Below are 18,390 nucleotides of genomic sequence, written 5' to 3' on the forward strand. Positions count from 1 at the left end.
TTTGTTTTACCCATACTAGTAGTAATTTAATTTTTAGGAGGCTAGTATGGAAGGGTATTATTATTGCAGACACTGCGGAGGTAATGTAGGCTCCATTAACGCAGAAAAAGTATATAGCGACGTTTTATTTCAACTAACAGAGCAAGAAGTAGTAGAGATGATTCATTTTCATGAGAATGGAAATATATATATAAAAACGATTTGTGAATCGTGTCAAGAAACGCTCGCATCTTATCCTGAGTATTATGAATATGAAAAATTTCTGCAATAAAATGTTGTCGCTTTGGCATGTCCAAAGCATTTTTCTGTTTTCCTTTTCCGAAATATTTGCATAAAATAGAATGGCTTGCTCTTTATGTTGAGAGGAGTTTTAAAAATGATAGGTTTATTAGAGCAATTTTATAAAAATAAAGAGATACAATCAGTTATTAATGGATTAGAAGATGGGTTAAAGGAACAACTTATATCAGGGATGGCAACGTCTTCTCGTTCATTATTAATGGCGGCTTTATATAAAAAAACAAAAAAATCACAATTAATCGTGACACATAACTTATACCAAGCGCAAAAAGTACATGAAGATTTAGTGGCGTTACTTGGTGAAAAAGATGTGTGGCTATATCCAGTGAATGAACTTATAGCATCGGAAATTGGGGTTGCAAGTCCAGAATTGAAGGCGCAACGTATAGAAGTGTTAAATCGCTTGGCTGCTGGAGAGAATGGAATCATTGTAGCTCCAGTGGCAGGATTGCGTAGATTTTTACCAATAAAAGAATTGTGGAAGCAAAAGCAAGTTGAAATCAATCTAGGGCAAGAGATTGATTTAGATGCGCTCTTGCATACTTTACATCATATTGGCTATGAACGTAAGTCGATGGTAGAAGCTCCAGGGGAGTTCAGTTTGCGCGGGGGAATATTAGATATTTATCCTTTAACTGAAGAACTACCATTTCGTATTGAATTCTTCGATACAGAAGTCGATTCTATTCGATTATTTGATGTGGATGAACAGCGTTCTCAAGGAAAAAAAGAAAGCGTTAAGTTTGGTCCGGCAACAGAGTTTTTATTTTCACAGGAAGAATTAAAATCAGGAATTCAGCATCTTGAAGAAGGTTTGACTAAGACGATGCAAAAACTTTCTGATGATAAACTAAAGACTACAGTACTTGAGACGGTAAGTCATGAAATTGAGATGTTGAAAAACGGGCAAAGTATAGAACAGATGTTTAAATACTTATCTATTTTCTATAAAGAACCTGCTAGTCTGATAGATTATTTACCAGAAGACGGTGTTGTAATTTTAGATGAGATTTCCCGTATTCAAGAAACAGCATCACATCTGGAAACAGAAGAGGCGGAATGGTATATATCACTTCTTGGTGAAGGAACAATTATTCAAGATTTATCTTTCTCTCACGCATTCGAGGGATTTCTTCATCATAAAAAAAGAAATTTTGTATATTTAACGTTATTCTTGCGTCATATTGCACACACACATCCGCAAAATATTGTGAATGTAACATGTAAAACAATGCAAGATTTCCATGGACAGATGAATTTGTTAAAAACAGAAATTGATAGATGGAATGAAGGGCATTTTACGACTGTTGTACTTGGAACAGATGATGAACGTGTGAAAAAATTACAACATATTTTAAGTGATTATGATATTGAGGCAGATATTGTGGAAGGTACAGATATCTTATTGTCTGGAAGGTTACAAATTGCTGTAGGTGATTTACATGCAGGATTTGAAATGCCGATGCAAAAGCTTGTTGTCATTACTGAAAAGGAGCTTTTTCATAAGAAAGTTAAAAAATCACAACGTAAACAAAAGTTATCGAATGCTGAACGTATTAAAAGTTATTCGGAATTAAAAGTTGGAGATTATGTAGTTCATGTAAATCATGGTATAGGTAAATTTTTAGGTATTGAGACATTAGAGATTAATGGTGTTCATAAAGATTATTTAAATATTAAATATCAAGGTAATGATAAGTTATACGTTCCAATTGAACAAATTGATCAAGTCCAAAAATATGTAGGGTCTGAAGGTAAGGATCCAAAAGTTTACAAATTAGGTGGTAATGATTGGAAGAAGGTTAAAACGAAAGTTGAAAAATCTGTACAAGACATTGCGGATGACCTAATTAAACTATATGCTGAACGCGAAGCTTCAAAAGGCTATGCATATACGCCAGATACAGCAGAACAACAAGAGTTCGAATCATCTTTCCCATATCAAGAGACAGAGGATCAGTTACGTTCTATTGACGAGATTAAAAAAGATATGGAACGCGGACGCCCGATGGATAGGCTCCTTTGTGGTGATGTAGGGTATGGAAAGACTGAAGTGGCTATTCGTGCGGCATTTAAAGCAATTATGGATGAAAAACAAGTTGCAATTTTAGTACCGACAACGATTCTTGCGCAGCAACACTATGAAACAATTCGAGAGCGTTTTCAAGATTATCCAATCAATATAGGATTATTAAGTAGATTCCGTACGAGAAAACAACAAAATGAAACGATTAAGGGTTTAAAGGATGGCACAATAGATATTGTAATCGGAACACATCGTATTTTATCTAAAGATGTTACTTATAAAGATTTAGGGCTTCTTATTATTGATGAAGAACAAAGATTTGGTGTGACGCATAAAGAGAAAATTAAACAATTGAAGGCGAATGTTGACGTATTAACATTAACGGCAACTCCGATTCCACGGACGCTTCATATGTCTATGCTTGGTGTGCGCGACTTATCTGTTATTGAGACACCGCCAGAAAATCGTTTCCCAGTCCAAACGTATGTAGTAGAGTATAATCCAGCATTAATGCGAGAGGCGATAGAGCGAGAGCTTGCAAGAGGCGGTCAAATTTACTTCCTATATAACCGTGTAGAGGATATTGAAAGAAAAGCAGATGAAATTTCGATGTTAGTTCCAGATGCCCGTGTAACATACGCACATGGGAAAATGAACGAAAGTGAATTAGAGTCTGTTATGCTATCATTTTTAGAAGGACAGCATGATGTTCTTGTAAGTACAACAATTATTGAGACGGGTGTAGATATTCCGAATGTAAATACGTTAATTGTATTTGATGCAGATCGTATGGGATTATCACAGTTGTATCAGCTTCGTGGGCGTGTTGGACGTTCTAATCGTGTTGCATATGCATACTTTGCCTATAAACGTGACAAAGTGCTGTCAGAGGTTGCAGAGAAGCGTCTGCAAGCAATTAAAGAGTTCACGGAACTTGGATCTGGTTTCAAAATTGCGATGAGAGATTTATCTATTCGTGGAGCAGGTAATTTGTTAGGGGCAGAGCAGCATGGATTTATTGATTCTGTCGGATTTGATCTATATTCTCAAATGTTAAAAGATGCAATTGAACAGCGTAGAGGAACAGATGGGGCTGAAAATACAGTTAATGTTGAAATTGACTTAGAGGTAGATGCATACTTACCAGATGCTTATATTTCAGATAGTAAGCAAAAAATTATGATGTATAAACAATTTAGAGGTGTTTCTGCAATTGAGGATATTGAAGAATTGCAGGAAGAAATGATCGATAGATTCGGTGATTATCCACAAGAAGTCGGTTATTTATTACAAATTGCAAATATTAAAGTGTTGGCAATGAAAGAACAAATTGAGTTAATTAAACAGAATAAATTTGAAGTAACATTCCTGTTTTCTGAACAAGCAAGTCAAAATATTGATGGTGGAAAATTATTCATGCTTGGAAATAGTTTTGGACGTATGATCGGTTTAGGAATGGAAGGATCACAATTGAAAATTGTTATGAAAACAAATGGTTTAGAGACATCGAAGTGGTTAACAATTGCTGAAAATTTATTAAAAGGCTTACCAGATGTAAAAAAAGAAGTAATAAATGCCTAAAATAAGATAAAAAAATACAATTCGACGTGCATAGAAGAACTAATGTGTAAAATACTATGTCTAACAGTTGGTGATTTTTACATGAACAGGTAAATTCACCACTTTGATCATCAGTAGAAAGTGAGGCAGCATTAGAATGAAAGCAACTGGAATCGTACGTCGAATTGATGATTTAGGCAGGGTAGTAATCCCGAAGGAAATTCGTAGAACTTTACGTATTCGAGAAGGAGACCCACTAGAAATATTTGTTGATCGCGATGGAGAGGTAATTTTAAAGAAGTATTCTCCAATTAGTGAACTAGGTGATTTTGCAAAAGAATATGCTGAGGCTTTATATGACAGCTTAGGACATAATGTGCTTGTCTGTGATCGAGATTCTATCATCGCAGTATCAGGCGTATCGAAAAAAGAATACTTAAATAAAAGTGTTGGCGATTTAATCGAAAAAACGATGGAAGAACGAAAGTCTGTTATTATGACGGACGAAAGTGATATTTCCATTATCGATGGTGTAACAGAAAAGGTTCATTCTTATACAGTTGGACCGATTGTTGCAAACGGAGACCCGATTGGAGCTGTCATTATTTTTTCGAAAGAAGCTATTATAAGCGAAATCGAGCATAAAGCGGTTAATACTGCTGCCAGTTTCTTAGCGAAACAAATGGAACAGTAAGGGTGTATAATTTTAGAAGTAGCAATTTTTCCTAATTATGATCTTTCTTTTTGAGAAATCAATTATTTGGAGATATATGTATATTGAATGAAGGTAGCGCTTTGCTACCTTTTTTCGTTGAGTATTTTTAACGGTGCAGGAACCTATTATTACCCGTGGTGGTAAGGCAGCTTGTTCATTTCTTTATGATATAATACGAGAGGTGAGAATAGAAAAAGGAGTTTTCTTGTATGGAAGCGAAGAAGTATCAAGCCTTTTGGCGTGGGGCTATTATATTAACGATTGCAAGTTTTGTTACAAAAGTATTAAGCGCTTTTTACCGTATTCCATATCAAAATATAGCGGGTGATATTGGTTTTTATATTTATCAACAAATTTACCCGTTTTATGGATTTTGTTTAATTTTAGCTACTTATGGGTTTCCTATTATCATTTCGAAAATGGTTGCAGAACGACTAGAGCGGGGAAAACAAAAAGAAGCAGAAGAAATTATTTGTGTATCTTTTTGGTTTTTATTGGGAATTGGTTTTATAGGCTTCTTTACATTGTTTTTTGGGGCCAAAACAATTGCGATAGCTATGGGCGATATATACTTAGAGAAGTTACTACGTGTTATTTCATTTTCATTCTTATTGATGCCGTTTTTGTCTGTAGCAAGAGGGTATTTTCAAGGCTTCAATAATATGATGCCAACAGCTGTTTCGCAAGTAATAGAACAAACAATTCGAGTTTCTATTATTGTATTTTTATCGCTATTCCTAATTGCTCACGGATTTGATTTATATACAGTTGGTGCAGGGGCTATGTTAGGCTCAATTGCGGGTGGACTTATTGGGATTATTGTACTTATGTTGTATATGCGTCGAGATTTTCGTTCTATATTTTTCAAAAGTGTAGCGAGAATTAAGGGCAAAAGGAGGATAATTAAAATCCTTTTTTGGCAGGGGTTAGCGATTTGTGTTAGTAATTTAGTGCTTATTTTTATACAGATGGCAGATTCAATATCCTTGTACACCTTACTTATTGGTGCGGGAGAACAGGTTGAAAGTGCAAAGGTATTAAAGGGTGTTTATGATAGAAGTATTCCGCTAATGCAATTAGGTACTGTTGTGACGACTTCTTTCTCGTTGTCACTTATTCCAATTATTACAGCGGCGAAGGAAAGAGGAGATCTTTCCTTTATTCAAGAAAAGGTAAAGTTAGCAATGAAAATAACACTTGTTATTGGACTTGCAGCAGCTATTGGACTAACTTGTATTATTCAACCTACGAATATTATGTTGTTTGAAAATAGTGATGGATCAGATGTTTTATCTATTTTATCTTTATCTATTTTATTTAGCTCGTTGTCAATTACGACGGCTTCTATTTTACAAGGGTTGGGACAAACATTTAAGCCAGCATTATTTGTTGTATTTGGAGGTTGCTTAAAGTTAGCGTTAAATTATATATTTATGCCTTATTTTGGTGTGAAAGGGGCAGCCTTTGCGACTTTGTGTGCGTTAATTATAATTTCTGGGCTAAATAGTTTGTTGCTTATGAGAGCTGTATCAGGATCGCTTATCAATAAGCGAAATATGTTAGGTGTAGTGATTAGTGGTATCTGTATGGGATTTGTATTAATGATGTTCACACGTGTGTTGCAGGTGTCTGGATTAGTAATTGATACGGAACATAGAGGAATCGCGACGCTTGAAGCGTTGCTAGGTGTAGTTGTCGGCGGATTGACATATATGTTTTTAATTTTGAAATTACGTGTATTTACAAAAAAAGAATTAGGAACCGTTATGAAACAAGAGAAAAAAGAAGGTTCATTGAAGAAGAGTGGATAGAGGTGACAGATTGTGAGTGGAATCATTACTATTTTAGGTTTAGGTGCTGGTGAATTAGATCAGCTAACGATGGGTGTATATCGAAAGATAAAAGAAGCAGATCATCTGTTTGTTAGGACGAAGGAACATCCAGTTATCGAAGAATTGGAGAAAGAAGGCGTACAATATACGGCTTTTGATGATGTATATGAAGCGCATGATACGTTTGAAATTGTATATGAAACAATTGCGAATAAATTGCTAGAACAAGCTGAAGGTACAGAAATTATCTATGCTGTTCCAGGGCATCCGCTTGTAGCAGAAAGAACAGTTCAGCTACTGTTGGAAAAAGGTGAAGATTCAAATGTTGAATTGCGAATTGAGGGTGGACAAAGTTTCCTTGATCCTATGTTTGCAAGCCTAAAGATTGATCCAATTGAAGGATTTCAATTACTTGACGCTACATCATTTAAAAGAGGACAATTAGAATTACGTCAACATCTAATCTTTTGCCAAGTATATGATGCATTCGTTGCATCTGATGTGAAATTAACATTAATGGAGATGTTGCCGGATGATTATGAAGTGTATATCGTAACAGCTGCAGGAACTTCATTTGAACAAGTAAAGAAGGTACCGTTGTATATGTTAGATCATGAAACGGAATTGAATAATTTAACGAGTGTGTATGTGCCGCCAGTTCAGGAGCGTGCATCCTTGTATCAACAGTTCGATGTACTTAGAGAAATTATTGCAGAACTTCGAGGCCCAAATGGTTGTCCGTGGGATAAAAAGCAAACACATCAATCATTAAAGAAATATTTAATTGAGGAAGCTTATGAAGTATTGGAAGCAATTGATGAAGAGGATGATGATCACTTAGTAGAAGAATTAGGTGATATATTATTACAAGTTATGCTTCATGCTCAAATTGGAGAAGATGAAGGTTGGTTTTCTATAGATGAAATCATTCGAACTCTATCTGAGAAAATGGTTCGTCGCCATCCACATGTATTTGGAAATACGGATGTAAACAATGCTGATGAAGTGATTGCCAATTGGGAAGAAATTAAAAAACAAGAAAAAGGATTCGTGAAAGAATCTGTTTTAAATGGCGTTCCAAAAAGTTTGCCGCAGTTACTACGCGCCTATGAAATTCAGAAGAAAGCCGGTAAGGTTGGATTTGATTGGGTTGATGTGCAGCCTATGATAGAGAAAGCTTTGGAAGAATGGCAAGAGTTCCAACAAGAAGTTACAAACATGGATGAGGAAAAGATGCTAGGTGAGTTTGGTGATTTACTATTTGCATTTGTTAATATAGCTCGTCATTATAAAATAGATCCAGAAGAGGCGTTACGTTCAACTAATGAGAAATTTACTGGTCGTTTTTTATACATGGAGGCAAAAGTAGCTGAAATGAATAAAGAGATGGAAGATTTATCATTAGAACAGTTAGATGTTTTATGGGAAGAAGCGAAACAAACAGAGCGTTAATAGGGGGATTTGAGATGCGTCTAGATAAGTTTTTAAAAGTGTCACGTTTAATTAAAAGAAGAACATTAGCGAAAGAAGTAGCTGATCAAGGAAGAATATCTATTAATGGTCAAGTGGCAAAAGCAAGTTCGGATGTGAAAGTAGCTGATGAATTAACAATTCGTTTTGGTCAAAAAATAGTGACTGTAAAAATAAATGAATTGAAAGAAACAACTAAAAAAGAAGATGCAGCAAATATGTATAGCTTAGTTCGCGAAGAAAAAGTAAAAGCGGAAGAAGGCTTGTTCTAAAATCATTTATCCCCTCATACATTACTATTAGCTAGTAAAAACCTATGGGGGGATTTACGTGAATAATGGTTACTCACCTACGTCTTCTAATCAACAAAATGTTTCTGTGGAGCATGATATTATTATGCGTGGAAGGCGTGTAATTGATATTACTGGTGTGAAGCAGGTAGAGAGTTTTGATAGCGAAGAGTTTTTACTCGAAACCGTAATGGGTTTTTTAACGATTCGTGGTCAAAATTTACAAATGAAAAATTTAGATGTAGAAAAAGGTATTGTGTCGATTAAAGGGAAAGTTCATGAGATGCTGTATATTGATGAAAATCAAGGAGAAAAAACTAAAGGTTTCTTTAGTAAGTTGTTTAAATGAGCTTAACAATTCAGTTGTATACAATGCTTTCAATGATTGGAATGGGTGCTTGGATTGGAGCATCTTTAGATACATATCAACGTTTTTTAAAGCGTCAAGAACGTAAACGTTGGCTTGTATTTATACATGATATACTATTTTGGATTGTCCAAGCATTATTTGTCTTTTATGTATTGCTTCTCGTAAATGAAGCTGAGTTACGTATATATGTGTTTTTGGCATTATTATGTGGTTTTGCGGCATATCAAAGCTTACTGAAAGCACTATACATGAAGCTGTTAAATTTTCTCATCTATATTTTTATGCAAACAACATATTTTTTTGTTCGAATTATACAGCTACTCATGATAAAACCTGTTATTATTATAGCGCAGCTATTTATTGCATTTATATTATTCTTATTTCGTATACTGCTTTCAATTGGACATGTGTTATGGAAAATGGTGATTTGGATATTACTTTTCATATGGAAAGTTTTTTTCTGGCCTGTTCGATTTATTGCTTCGCTCATATGGAAACTTCTCCCTAATCGTGTTAAACTTTTTATAGTGAAACATATAGGGTTCCTGCAATATATAGCAAAATTGAAGGGACATATCTTCCAAATATGGGAGCGTATAAAAAAGAAGTTAGGGGGACCTCGGAAATGAGGGAACTGAGACAAAGAACAATCGAAAAACAGAGTCCAAATCCTGTTAAAGAGCATATAATACAAACGGATGAGAACAGGAAGCGACTTTATCGCCGTTTAGCGGTTTTTCTTGTCTTTACTTTTACAATTATTGCGAGTATTAGTGTAACGTTTTATCAACAAAACAGTTCCATTAAAGCAAAAGAAGCAAAAGTTAAGGACATGAAAAAAGAACTGGATTCATTAACGAATAAAGAAAAAAGTCTAAAAGACGAAGTTCAAAAGTTAAATGATGAAGAGTACGTATTAAAGATTGCTAGAAGGGATTATTTCTTCTCTGGTAAAGGGGAGATAATTTTTCCTGTTTCGAAGTAGAGTATGTCTTATTGACACTATATTTTAGGATTATATATAATAAAGTAAAATTTGACTTTTTAACCACTAAGGAGGAGCATTTTTTTTATGTCAATCGAGGTAGGCAGCAAGTTACAGGGTAAAGTAACAGGTATTACAAATTTTGGGGCTTTTGTGGAGCTGCCAGAAGGCTTAACTGGTCTTGTTCATATTAGTGAAGTTGCTGATAACTATGTAAAAGATATTAACGATCACTTAAAAGTGGGCGACCAAGTAGAAGTAAAAGTTATTAATGTTGAAAAAGATGGAAAGATTGGTTTATCTATCAAAAAAGCGAAAGAACGTGAAAAAACAGAAGGAGATCGTCCACGCGGTGAATACCAACGCGGTGGTGATCAACAACGTTCTGGACGTCCACAACGTAATAATCGCTCTTTCAACAGAGATAATCGCGGTGGCGGTAACGACCGAGCTCCAAAAGAAACATTTGAGCAAAAGATGGCACGCTTCTTAAAGGATAGCGAAGATCGTTTAACTTCTTTAAAGCGTAACACAGAGTCTAAACGTGGTGGCCGTGGCGCACGTCGCGGATAATAAGACCGTTTAGTTTTTAACATATAGAGAGGTACCCAGAGTGATGGCTCAGGGTACTTTTTTATATGTGAAAATATATTTTAAAAAAGTTTTCAAGATATGTTGACTTTAAATAATATCTGATGTAAGATACTAATTGTCCGTTAAATACGACGACATGGCGGTGTAGCTCAGCTGGCTAGAGCGTACGGTTCATACCCGTGAGGTCGGGGGTTCGATCCCCTCCGCCGCTATATTTAATTTAACGGCCCGTTGGTCAAGTGGTTAAGACACCGCCCTTTCACGGCGGTAACACGGGTTCGAATCCCGTACGGGTCATCTAAAAAGATCATGCAAATTTGCATGATCTTTTTTTGTTAAATGGATTAAGATATACAACACTTCTACAAAATCACCCTATATTTTCTGAATATTTAATTAAAAAACCGAAATAACTTACATACCGTGTATATCTGTAGAGTTATTTCGAATAAAAAGTCGAACGATTATAAAAGTGAAAACTGTTGTTTTGACAAAAATCCCAACAATCATCTTTTATAATGACAGTAATTAAACTATGCAGGTGGTGTTAAAAGTATGCCTAAAGCAGGAAGGAATACTATGAATACAAGTGCATTGGCAATGAATGAGAGTCAGCTTGGAGGAATAAAGTGGACGAGTAAGTTGCGAATGAAATTTGAACAAGTTTTCTTTAGATGGGGATTTATTATTGTTGTTATTGGTTTTCTTTTGGGAAGAGCATATATATTAACAAATATCTTACCGTTTGCACTACCATTTTTTGCTGCTGTTTATGTTATGAAGCGGGATAAGATGCCGCTAGCATTTTTAGCTCTAATGGGAGGAGCTCTTTCAGTCTCGATAGATAATTTGTTTTTTACTTTTGCATCTATCTTTACTTTCTTCATTTATAATATCTTCTTTAGTAGATTCACACGTAAAACCGTTGGACTTGTTCCATTTCAAGTATTTATCTCCGCATTAACCGCACACTTAGTTGTTGTATATTTTGCACAACAAACTGTCACCATGTACGATTTACTCGTTAGTACCATTGAGGCTGGGCTTAGTTTTGTATTAACTATGATATTTTTACAAAGTGTTCCGCTTTTAGTAGAAAGGAAAGGAAAACAACAGGCGTTAGAGACGGAAGAAATTGTTTGTTTGATTATATTACTAGCATCTGTTTTAACGGGTACAACAGATTGGTTTGTATATGATGCTTCTATTCAACATATTTTTACACGGTATTTAGTACTAGTATTTGCATTTATTGCGGGTGCTGCTACAGGATCTACAGTGGGGGTCGTAACAGGTTTGATATTAAGTTTAGCAAATGTATCTAGCTTGTCCCAGCTTAGCCTTCTTGCTTTTTCTGGATTGCTTGGTGGGTTGTTAAAAGAAGGGAAGCGTTTAGGTGTTAGTTTAGGTTTATTAATTGGGACAAGCTTAATTACATTATATGTAGACAAACAGACAAATATTGTAACGACTTTAATTGAGTCAGGCGTAGCGATTGCTATCTTCTTATTAACGCCAAAGCTTGTTTTAGATCGTATTGCTAAATTTATGCCAGGTACACAAGAGCATTCGCAAGATCAACAACAATATTTAAGAAGGATGCGCGATGTTACAGCGAACAAAATCAACCAATTTGCAAATGTATTTGCTGCTTTATCTAATAGCTTTTCTGTATATGGGTATGTAGAGGAAGAAGATAAAGAGACAGAAGCAGATTTGTTTTTGAGTACAATTACTGCGAAAACATGTCAAACATGCTTTAAAAAGGATCAATGCTGGGTAGTGAATTTCGATAAAACGTACGATTATATGAAACAAATAATGAGTGAAACGGAAGAAGGAACCCTGCAACATAATCGTAAATTAGTTCGTGAGTGGGACAAGCATTGTGTGAGAGGGAAAAAAGTGACGGATTTAGTAGCGGGTGAATTAGATCATTTCTATGAGGGACAAAAATTACGAAAACAAATGAAGGAAAATCGTAGAATAGTTGCGGAGCAACTATTAGGTGTATCAAAGGTTATGGAGGATTTTGCTAAGGAGATACAACGAGAGCGTGAAAATCATCAGGTGCAGGAAGAACAGATTATGCAAGCGTTCCGTGATTTTGGTGTCGAAGTAGAGCATGTTGATATTTATTGTTTAGATAGAGGAAGTATTGATATTGAAATGTTGATTCCCGTTGCATCTAATGAACATGGTGAATGTGAAAAGTTAGTTGCACCGATGCTTTCGGATATCCTTAAAGAAAATATTGTCGTTAAACATGAAGAAAAGTCTTCTTATCCGAATGGCCACAGTTTAATATCATTCGGTTCGGCGAAGACGTATTCTCTTGATACGGGATTGGCCACAGCCGCAAAGGGCGGTGGATTTGTTTCGGGTGACTCTTATGCGATGATGGATTTAAGTGTTGGCAAATATGCACTTGCGATTAGTGATGGTATGGGGAATGGGCAAAGAGCTCATATGGAAAGTAAGGAAACGGTGAAATTATTACAAAAAATACTCCAATCCGGTATTGACGAAGAAATAGCGATTAAGTCTATTAATTCAATTCTTTCTTTGAGAACGACGGAAGAGATGTTTACGACATTAGACTTAGCTATGGTAGATTTGCGAGATGCGAGTGCAAGGTTTTTAAAGATCGGATCAACGCCGAGTTTTGTTAAACGCGCGAATAATATTTTGAAAATTGAAGCAAGTAATTTGCCGATGGGAATCATCGAAGATGTTGAAGTTGATGTGGTGGGTGAACAATTAAAAACGGGCGATATCCTTATTATGATGAGCGATGGGATTTTTGAGGGAGCGCAGCATGTAGAGAATCATGAATTGTGGATGAAACGAAAAATTAAAGAATTGCAAACCGAAGACCCGCAAGAAATTGCTGATATCATTATGGAAGAAGTGATTCGCTCTTGTGATGGTTATATAAATGATGATATGACTATTGTAGTGGCAAAAGTGAAGAAAAATATGCCGAAGTGGGCTACGATTCCGATTGTAGGCATGCAGGCGCAGTAAAATGTAAGTGGAATGTTTATCTAAAATTTGATTTTAAAAACCTAGGCGAATACCTAGGTTTTTTTGTGGGAAAAGGTAATGCTATTGATTTTGTGAATACAGACGGAGGATGTAAGATAAAAATGTAATTTTTGTATATCTTTTTTTTGCACAATGTTTGTAAAAGTTGTACCATTATAGACAAGGCGACTAATGTTGCTGTTCTTGTTTAATGAAAGGTGATTGCGAAGTTGAAAGATACATTTGTTGAAAAAGTAGATGACTTTGTAAAGCAGCATGATGTATTAAAGAATGATTCAACAATTGTTGTGGGAGTTTCTGGTGGTCCTGACTCGTTAGCCCTTTTATATTATTTATTAGAAAAAAGAGCGGAAAAACAGTTGGAAATTGTAGTAGCTCATGTGGATCATATGTTTAGAGGTGATGAATCTCATGAGGATTTACAGTTTGTGCAGGACCTTTGTGAAGAACTGGGAATTATTTGTGAAACGATAAGAATTAATGTATCACAATATCAACAGCAATACGGGATGAATGCACAGGTTGCTGCTAGGGAATGCAGATATGCATTTTTGGAAAGAATAATGAAGAAATATGATGCAAGATATGTTGCTCTTGGACATCATGGAGATGATCAAGTAGAGACGATTTTAATGCGTCTTGTAAGAGGGAGTACTCCGAAAGGATATGCAGGAATTGCAGTGAAGCGTCCTTTTCATAATGGATATTTAATTAGGCCGTTACTTGGGGTAACGAAGGAAGAAATTGTTGATTACTGTAATAAGCTAAATTTAATTCCACGTATAGATCCGAGTAATAAAAAGGAAGTATATACAAGGAATCGATTACGTAAATATGTCCTTCCTCACTTAAAAGAAGAAAATCCACAAATGCATGAGAAATTCCAAAAATTTAGCGTGCAGATGCAAGAGGATGAGGCTTATTTGCAGGAATTAGCTTTTGAGAAAATGAATAAAGTAATTACAAAAAAAAGTGATAAACAAATTAGCTTATCAATTCCTGCCTTTGAATCCATGTCTATGCCTTTACAAAGAAGAGGGATTCAACTAATATTAAACTATCTTTATGAATATAAGATTCCATCTTCTCTTTCTTCTATACATATTGACAAGGTGATTGAGTTTTTTAAGCGGACACAACCTTCAGGTTCACTTGATTTTCCAGGTGATTTGAAAATTGTTCGTACATACGAGGAGTGTAGCTTTAGATTTAAACAAGAAATTGTCTCTCCTTTTTTGCAAGATTTATCAGTACCCGGGATCATTACGCTATTGAACGGGGATGAATTTGTAACAGAGGTGAGCGAAGATATACCAAGTAACATGAATGAAACAGTATTTGTTGCTAAGTATAATGATATATCATATCCACTTCGTATTCGTTCTAGGGAAAATGGAGATCGCATGTCAATACAAGGTATGGATGGCACGAAAAAGATAAAAGCTATTTTTATCGAAGCGAAAGTACCAAAAGAAAAAAGGGAAGAATGGCCGGTCGTTTGTGATGCAAGTGGGAACATTATTTGGGTACCCTTGTTGAAGCGATCTGCATTTGCAATTTCGAAAGAGATGGCAAAGAAGGGTAAATATATGATTATTCACTACAAAAGCAAGGAGTCTTCCGGGAGGATAATGAAATGATGAATCAAGATATCGAAAAAGTATTAATTTCTGAAGAACAAATACAAGAAAAGGTGCGCGAACTAGGTGCAGTTATTGCAGAGGATTATAAAAACACAGTACCCCTTGCAATTGGTGTATTAAAAGGCGCAATGCCATTTATGGCAGATTTATTAAAGAGAACAGATACATATCTTGAAATGGATTTTATGGCTGTATCTAGTTATGGTCACTCTACAGTTTCAACAGGCGAAGTGAAAATTTTAAAAGATCTTGATACTTCTGTAGAAGGTCGTGATATTTTAATCGTCGAAGATATTATTGATAGTGGTCTTACACTAAGCTACTTAGTAGACTTATTCAAATATCGTAAAGCGAAGTCTGTAAAAATTGTTACATTATTAGATAAGCCAACAGGCCGTAAGGTTGATCTGAAAGCGGATTATGTTGGATTTACTGTTCCACATGAATTTGTAGTAGGATATGGATTAGATTATAAAGAGCAGTACCGTAATCTTCCTTATGTAGGCGTATTAAAACCAAGCGTTTACTCAAATTAATTAAATACAGGCTTTACAATTGTATAGGAAAGTTTTTCTATGTTACGATTTACTATAGTGTTTATGCCGTGAGAGGAGGTTAGGAATGAATCGTATCTTCCGTAATACCATCTTTTATTTACTGATATTCTTAGTAGTAATTGGAATCGTGAGCTATTTTAATGGTTCGACACAAAAAACGACATCAGTTAGCTACGACAAATTCATTACTAAACTAGAAAGCGGTGAAGTGCGTAATGTGCAACTTCAACCGAAAAATGGTGTATTTGAGGTAAAAGGACAATTCAATAACTCTAGCCAAGGAGAACAATTTGTTACTTATGCACCAAATACTGAGGAATTACAAAAGAAAATCAATGATAAAGCGAAAGGTGCCGAAGTTAAGTATCAACCAGCAGAAGAAACAAGTGCTTGGGTAACATTCTTTACTTCAATCATTCCGTTTGTCATCATCTTCATTTTATTCTTCTTCTTATTAAACCAAGCTCAAGGCGGCGGTAGCCGTGTTATGAACTTCGGGAAAAGTAAGGCGAAGTTATATAATGATGAAAAGAAAAAAGTTCGTTTCAGAGATGTTGCTGGGGCGGATGAAGAGAAACAAGAACTTGTTGAGGTAGTTGAATTCTTAAAAGACCCTCGTAAGTTTTCTGAAGTTGGTGCCCGTATTCCAAAGGGTGTCCTATTAGTTGGACCTCCAGGTACAGGTAAAACTTTATTAGCACGTGCTGTTGCAGGTGAGGCTGGCGTTCCATTCTTCTCTATCAGTGGTTCTGACTTTGTAGAGATGTTTGTCGGTGTCGGTGCATCACGTGTACGTGATTTATTTGAAAATGCAAAGAAAAATGCTCCTTGTATCATTTTCATTGATGAAATTGATGCAGTAGGTCGTCAACGTGGCGCAGGTCTTGGTGGTGGTCATGATGAGCGTGAGCAAACATTGAATCAGTTACTTGTTGAAATGGATGGATTCGGTGCAAACGAAGGTATTATTATCATTGCTGCGACAAACCGTCCAGACATTCTTGACCCAGCGTTATTACGTCCAGGTCGTTTTGACCGTCAAATTACAGTAGATCGTCCAGATGTAAATGGCCGTGAAGCTGTACTGAAAGTACATGCGCGTAATAAACCGCTTGATGAGCATATTAATTTAAGAGCAATTGCGACTCGTACACCAGGATTCTCTGGTGCGGATCTTGAAAACTTATTAAACGAAGCTGCTTTAGTAGCTGCACGTCGAGATAAGAAGAAAATTGATATGAGTGATATCGATGAAGCAACGGATCGTGTTATTGCAGGTCCAGCTAAGAAAAGTCGTGTTATCTCTGAAAAAGAACGTAATATCGTTGCTTTCCATGAAGCAGGCCACACTGTAATTGGTGTTGTTCTTGATGAGGCTGATGTCGTTCATAAAGTAACAATTGTCCCTCGTGGTCAAGCTGGTGGATATGCGGTAATGCTTCCGAAGGAAGATCGTTACTTCATGACAAAGCCAGAGTTACTTGATAAAATCACTGGTTTACTTGGTGGTCGAGTAGCTGAGGAGATTGTATTTGGTGAAGCAAGTACAGGTGCTCACAACGACTTCCAACGTGCGACTGGTATTGCAAGACGTATGGTTACGGAATTCGGTATGAGTGATAAGCTTGGACCGATGCAATTTGGTAGCTCACAAGGTGGTCAGGTATTCTTAGGAAGAGACTTCCATTCAGAACAAAACTACAGTGATGCAATTGCGCATGAAATTGATGTGGAAATGCAAACGATTATTAAAGACTGTTATGCTCGTGCGAAACAAATTCTTACTGAAAAACGAGATAAGCTTGATATTATCGCAAAAACGTTACTTGAAGTAGAAACATTAGATGCAGAGCAAATTAATCATTTATATGATTATGGCAGATTACCTGAGCGTCCAACATCTTCAGATGATGTGAAAGTAAACATCAATATGAAGAAAGACGATGAAGATAAAGAAGATAAGTAAGAAATGAAGGAGTGACTATCGTCACTCCTTTTTTATTTGTTAAGATTTTTGCTAATTACTATTGAGGGCTTAGTGGATAAAGTAATTTAAGTAAAACTAGTATTAAAAATTGAAATAGAGAGCAATCTTTTTGTAAAATGATGAGGATAGGAAAGCTGATTATATAAGTATGTGTGATATGATGTTTTTATAAGTTTTATACATACTACACAAATATAGATTAAATAAGATAAGTGGTGAGAATATGATTTTTGTATTGGATGTAGGGAACACAAATGCTGTACTAGGCGTGTTTGAAGAGGGGGAACTTCGTCAGCATTGGCGCATGGAAACAGATCGTCATAAGACAGAAGATGAATATGGAATGCTTGTAAAACAGTTACTTGATCATGAGGGTCTCTCGTTTGAAGATGTGAAAGGTATTATTGTGTCTTCAGTCGTACCACCAATTATGTTCGCTTTAGAACGTATGTGTGAAAAGTATTTTAAAATTAAACCGCTTGTAGTAGGACCTGGAATAAAAACGGGGCTAAATATTAAATATGAAAATCCACGTGAAGTAGGCGCAGATCGAATTGTAAATGCAGTAGCAGGAATCCAATTGTATGGAAGTCCACTTATTATTGTTGATTTTGGTACGGCTACTACATATTGTTATATTAATGAAGAAAAGCATTATATGGGTGGAGTTATTACGCCAGGAATTATGATTTCAGCAGAGGCTTTATATAGTAGGGCGGCAAAACTTCCTCGTATTGAAATTACAAAACCGAGCAGTGTTGTTGGGAAGAATACAGTAAGTGCGATGCAATCAGGTATTCTTTATGGTTATGTAGGACAAGTGGAAGGTATTGTTAAGCGTATGAAAGAGGAAGCTAAACAAGAACCGAAAGTTATTGCAACAGGTGGATTGGCGAAATTAATTTCAGAGGAATCGAATGTAATTGATATTGTAGATCCATTTTTAACGTTAAAAGGCTTGTATATGTTATATGAGCGTAATGCAAATTTACAGCAGGAGAAAGGTGAATAAA

General features: G+C 35.7%; 15 protein-coding genes and 2 tRNA genes. All 17 read left to right on the forward strand.

What is annotated here, in order from left to right:
* Window positions 1-46 precede the first annotated feature (46 nt).
* Window positions 47-271 (forward strand): anti-sigma-F factor Fin family protein, encoded by a 225-nt coding sequence (locus tag DOS87_RS00340; RefSeq protein WP_000399438.1) that lies wholly within the window; start codon window positions 47-49, stop codon window positions 269-271.
* Window positions 272-376: 105 nt separating this feature from the next.
* A complete protein-coding gene (gene mfd / locus DOS87_RS00345) occupies window positions 377-3,907 on the forward strand; it encodes a transcription-repair coupling factor (protein ID WP_000579722.1) in 3,531 nt (1,176 codons plus the stop codon).
* Between the two features lie 136 nt (window positions 3,908-4,043).
* Window positions 4,044-4,580, forward strand: coding sequence for a stage V sporulation protein T (spoVT, locus tag DOS87_RS00350; RefSeq protein WP_000648306.1), 537 nt, complete (start codon window positions 4,044-4,046; stop codon window positions 4,578-4,580).
* Window positions 4,581-4,810: 230 nt separating this feature from the next.
* Entirely contained in the window at window positions 4,811-6,412 is a 1,602-nt protein-coding gene (locus DOS87_RS00355) for a putative polysaccharide biosynthesis protein (RefSeq protein ID WP_098577808.1), read from the forward strand.
* A gap of 12 nt (window positions 6,413-6,424) precedes the next feature.
* Window positions 6,425-7,885 (forward strand): bifunctional methyltransferase/pyrophosphohydrolase YabN, encoded by a 1,461-nt coding sequence (gene mazG, locus DOS87_RS00360; RefSeq protein ID WP_000014233.1) that lies wholly within the window; start codon window positions 6,425-6,427, stop codon window positions 7,883-7,885.
* Between the two features lie 14 nt (window positions 7,886-7,899).
* The gene (locus DOS87_RS00365; protein ID WP_001234876.1) at window positions 7,900-8,175 is read left to right on the forward strand and encodes an RNA-binding S4 domain-containing protein; all 276 of its coding nucleotides are present in this window, start codon (window positions 7,900-7,902) and stop codon (window positions 8,173-8,175) included.
* 58 nt (window positions 8,176-8,233) lie between these two features.
* The gene (yabP, locus tag DOS87_RS00370; protein ID WP_001059105.1) at window positions 8,234-8,542 is read left to right on the forward strand and encodes a sporulation protein YabP; all 309 of its coding nucleotides are present in this window, start codon (window positions 8,234-8,236) and stop codon (window positions 8,540-8,542) included.
* Window positions 8,539-9,192 carry a spore cortex biosynthesis protein YabQ gene (gene yabQ, locus DOS87_RS00375; RefSeq protein ID WP_000059770.1) on the forward strand — a complete coding sequence of 218 codons (654 nt, stop codon included), beginning with the start codon at window positions 8,539-8,541 and terminating at the stop codon, window positions 9,190-9,192. Before yabP ends, yabQ begins: the two co-directional genes overlap by 4 nt.
* Window positions 9,189-9,548 (forward strand): cell division protein DivIC, encoded by a 360-nt coding sequence (gene divIC, locus DOS87_RS00380; RefSeq protein ID WP_001208739.1) that lies wholly within the window; start codon window positions 9,189-9,191, stop codon window positions 9,546-9,548. The genes yabQ and divIC overlap by 4 nt, the downstream gene beginning before the upstream one ends.
* Before the next feature lie 87 nt (window positions 9,549-9,635).
* Complete coding sequence (locus tag DOS87_RS00385) at window positions 9,636-10,121, forward strand: S1 domain-containing RNA-binding protein (protein ID WP_000021451.1); 486 nt, start codon at window positions 9,636-9,638, stop codon at window positions 10,119-10,121.
* Between the two features lie 159 nt (window positions 10,122-10,280).
* Window positions 10,281-10,354: transfer RNA gene (locus DOS87_RS00390), tRNA-Met, on the forward strand.
* Between the two features lie 13 nt (window positions 10,355-10,367).
* Window positions 10,368-10,439, forward strand: a tRNA-Glu gene (locus tag DOS87_RS00395).
* 258 nt (window positions 10,440-10,697) lie between these two features.
* Window positions 10,698-13,169, forward strand: a complete 2,472-nt coding sequence (gene spoIIE / locus DOS87_RS00400; RefSeq protein ID WP_001123551.1) for a stage II sporulation protein E — start codon at window positions 10,698-10,700, stop codon at window positions 13,167-13,169.
* Window positions 13,170-13,399: 230 nt separating this feature from the next.
* The gene (tilS, locus tag DOS87_RS00405) at window positions 13,400-14,830 is read left to right on the forward strand and encodes a tRNA lysidine(34) synthetase TilS (RefSeq protein ID WP_000655456.1); all 1,431 of its coding nucleotides are present in this window, start codon (window positions 13,400-13,402) and stop codon (window positions 14,828-14,830) included.
* Window positions 14,827-15,369, forward strand: a complete 543-nt coding sequence (gene hpt, locus DOS87_RS00410) for a hypoxanthine phosphoribosyltransferase (protein ID WP_000981846.1) — start codon at window positions 14,827-14,829, stop codon at window positions 15,367-15,369. Before tilS ends, hpt begins: the two co-directional genes overlap by 4 nt.
* A gap of 85 nt (window positions 15,370-15,454) precedes the next feature.
* Complete coding sequence (ftsH, locus tag DOS87_RS00415; protein ID WP_001079668.1) at window positions 15,455-17,356, forward strand: ATP-dependent zinc metalloprotease FtsH; 1,902 nt, start codon at window positions 15,455-15,457, stop codon at window positions 17,354-17,356.
* Between the two features lie 244 nt (window positions 17,357-17,600).
* The gene (locus DOS87_RS00420; protein WP_000578366.1) at window positions 17,601-18,389 is read left to right on the forward strand and encodes a type III pantothenate kinase; all 789 of its coding nucleotides are present in this window, start codon (window positions 17,601-17,603) and stop codon (window positions 18,387-18,389) included.
* The last annotated feature ends 1 nt before the right edge of the window (window position 18,390 follow it).

The organism is Bacillus sp. CR71, from assembly GCF_003429245.1.
Lineage (GTDB): Bacteria > Bacillota > Bacilli > Bacillales > Bacillaceae_G > Bacillus_A > Bacillus_A thuringiensis_S.

Coding starts and splice junctions, on each gene's coding strand:
- spoIIE (WP_001123551.1), top strand. CDS start 10,698: ATGCCTAAAGCAGGAAGGAATACTATGAATACAAGTGCATTGGCAATG.
- hpt (WP_000981846.1), top strand. CDS start 14,827: ATGATGAATCAAGATATCGAAAAAGTATTAATTTCTGAAGAACAAATA.
- spoVT (WP_000648306.1), top strand. CDS start 4,044: ATGAAAGCAACTGGAATCGTACGTCGAATTGATGATTTAGGCAGGGTA.
- DOS87_RS00340 (WP_000399438.1), top strand. CDS start 47: ATGGAAGGGTATTATTATTGCAGACACTGCGGAGGTAATGTAGGCTCC.
- mfd (WP_000579722.1), top strand. CDS start 377: ATGATAGGTTTATTAGAGCAATTTTATAAAAATAAAGAGATACAATCA.
- ftsH (WP_001079668.1), top strand. CDS start 15,455: ATGAATCGTATCTTCCGTAATACCATCTTTTATTTACTGATATTCTTA.
- yabQ (WP_000059770.1), top strand. CDS start 8,539: ATGAGCTTAACAATTCAGTTGTATACAATGCTTTCAATGATTGGAATG.
- DOS87_RS00355 (WP_098577808.1), top strand. CDS start 4,811: ATGGAAGCGAAGAAGTATCAAGCCTTTTGGCGTGGGGCTATTATATTA.
- DOS87_RS00420 (WP_000578366.1), top strand. CDS start 17,601: ATGATTTTTGTATTGGATGTAGGGAACACAAATGCTGTACTAGGCGTG.
- DOS87_RS00365 (WP_001234876.1), top strand. CDS start 7,900: ATGCGTCTAGATAAGTTTTTAAAAGTGTCACGTTTAATTAAAAGAAGA.
- divIC (WP_001208739.1), top strand. CDS start 9,189: ATGAGGGAACTGAGACAAAGAACAATCGAAAAACAGAGTCCAAATCCT.
- DOS87_RS00385 (WP_000021451.1), top strand. CDS start 9,636: ATGTCAATCGAGGTAGGCAGCAAGTTACAGGGTAAAGTAACAGGTATT.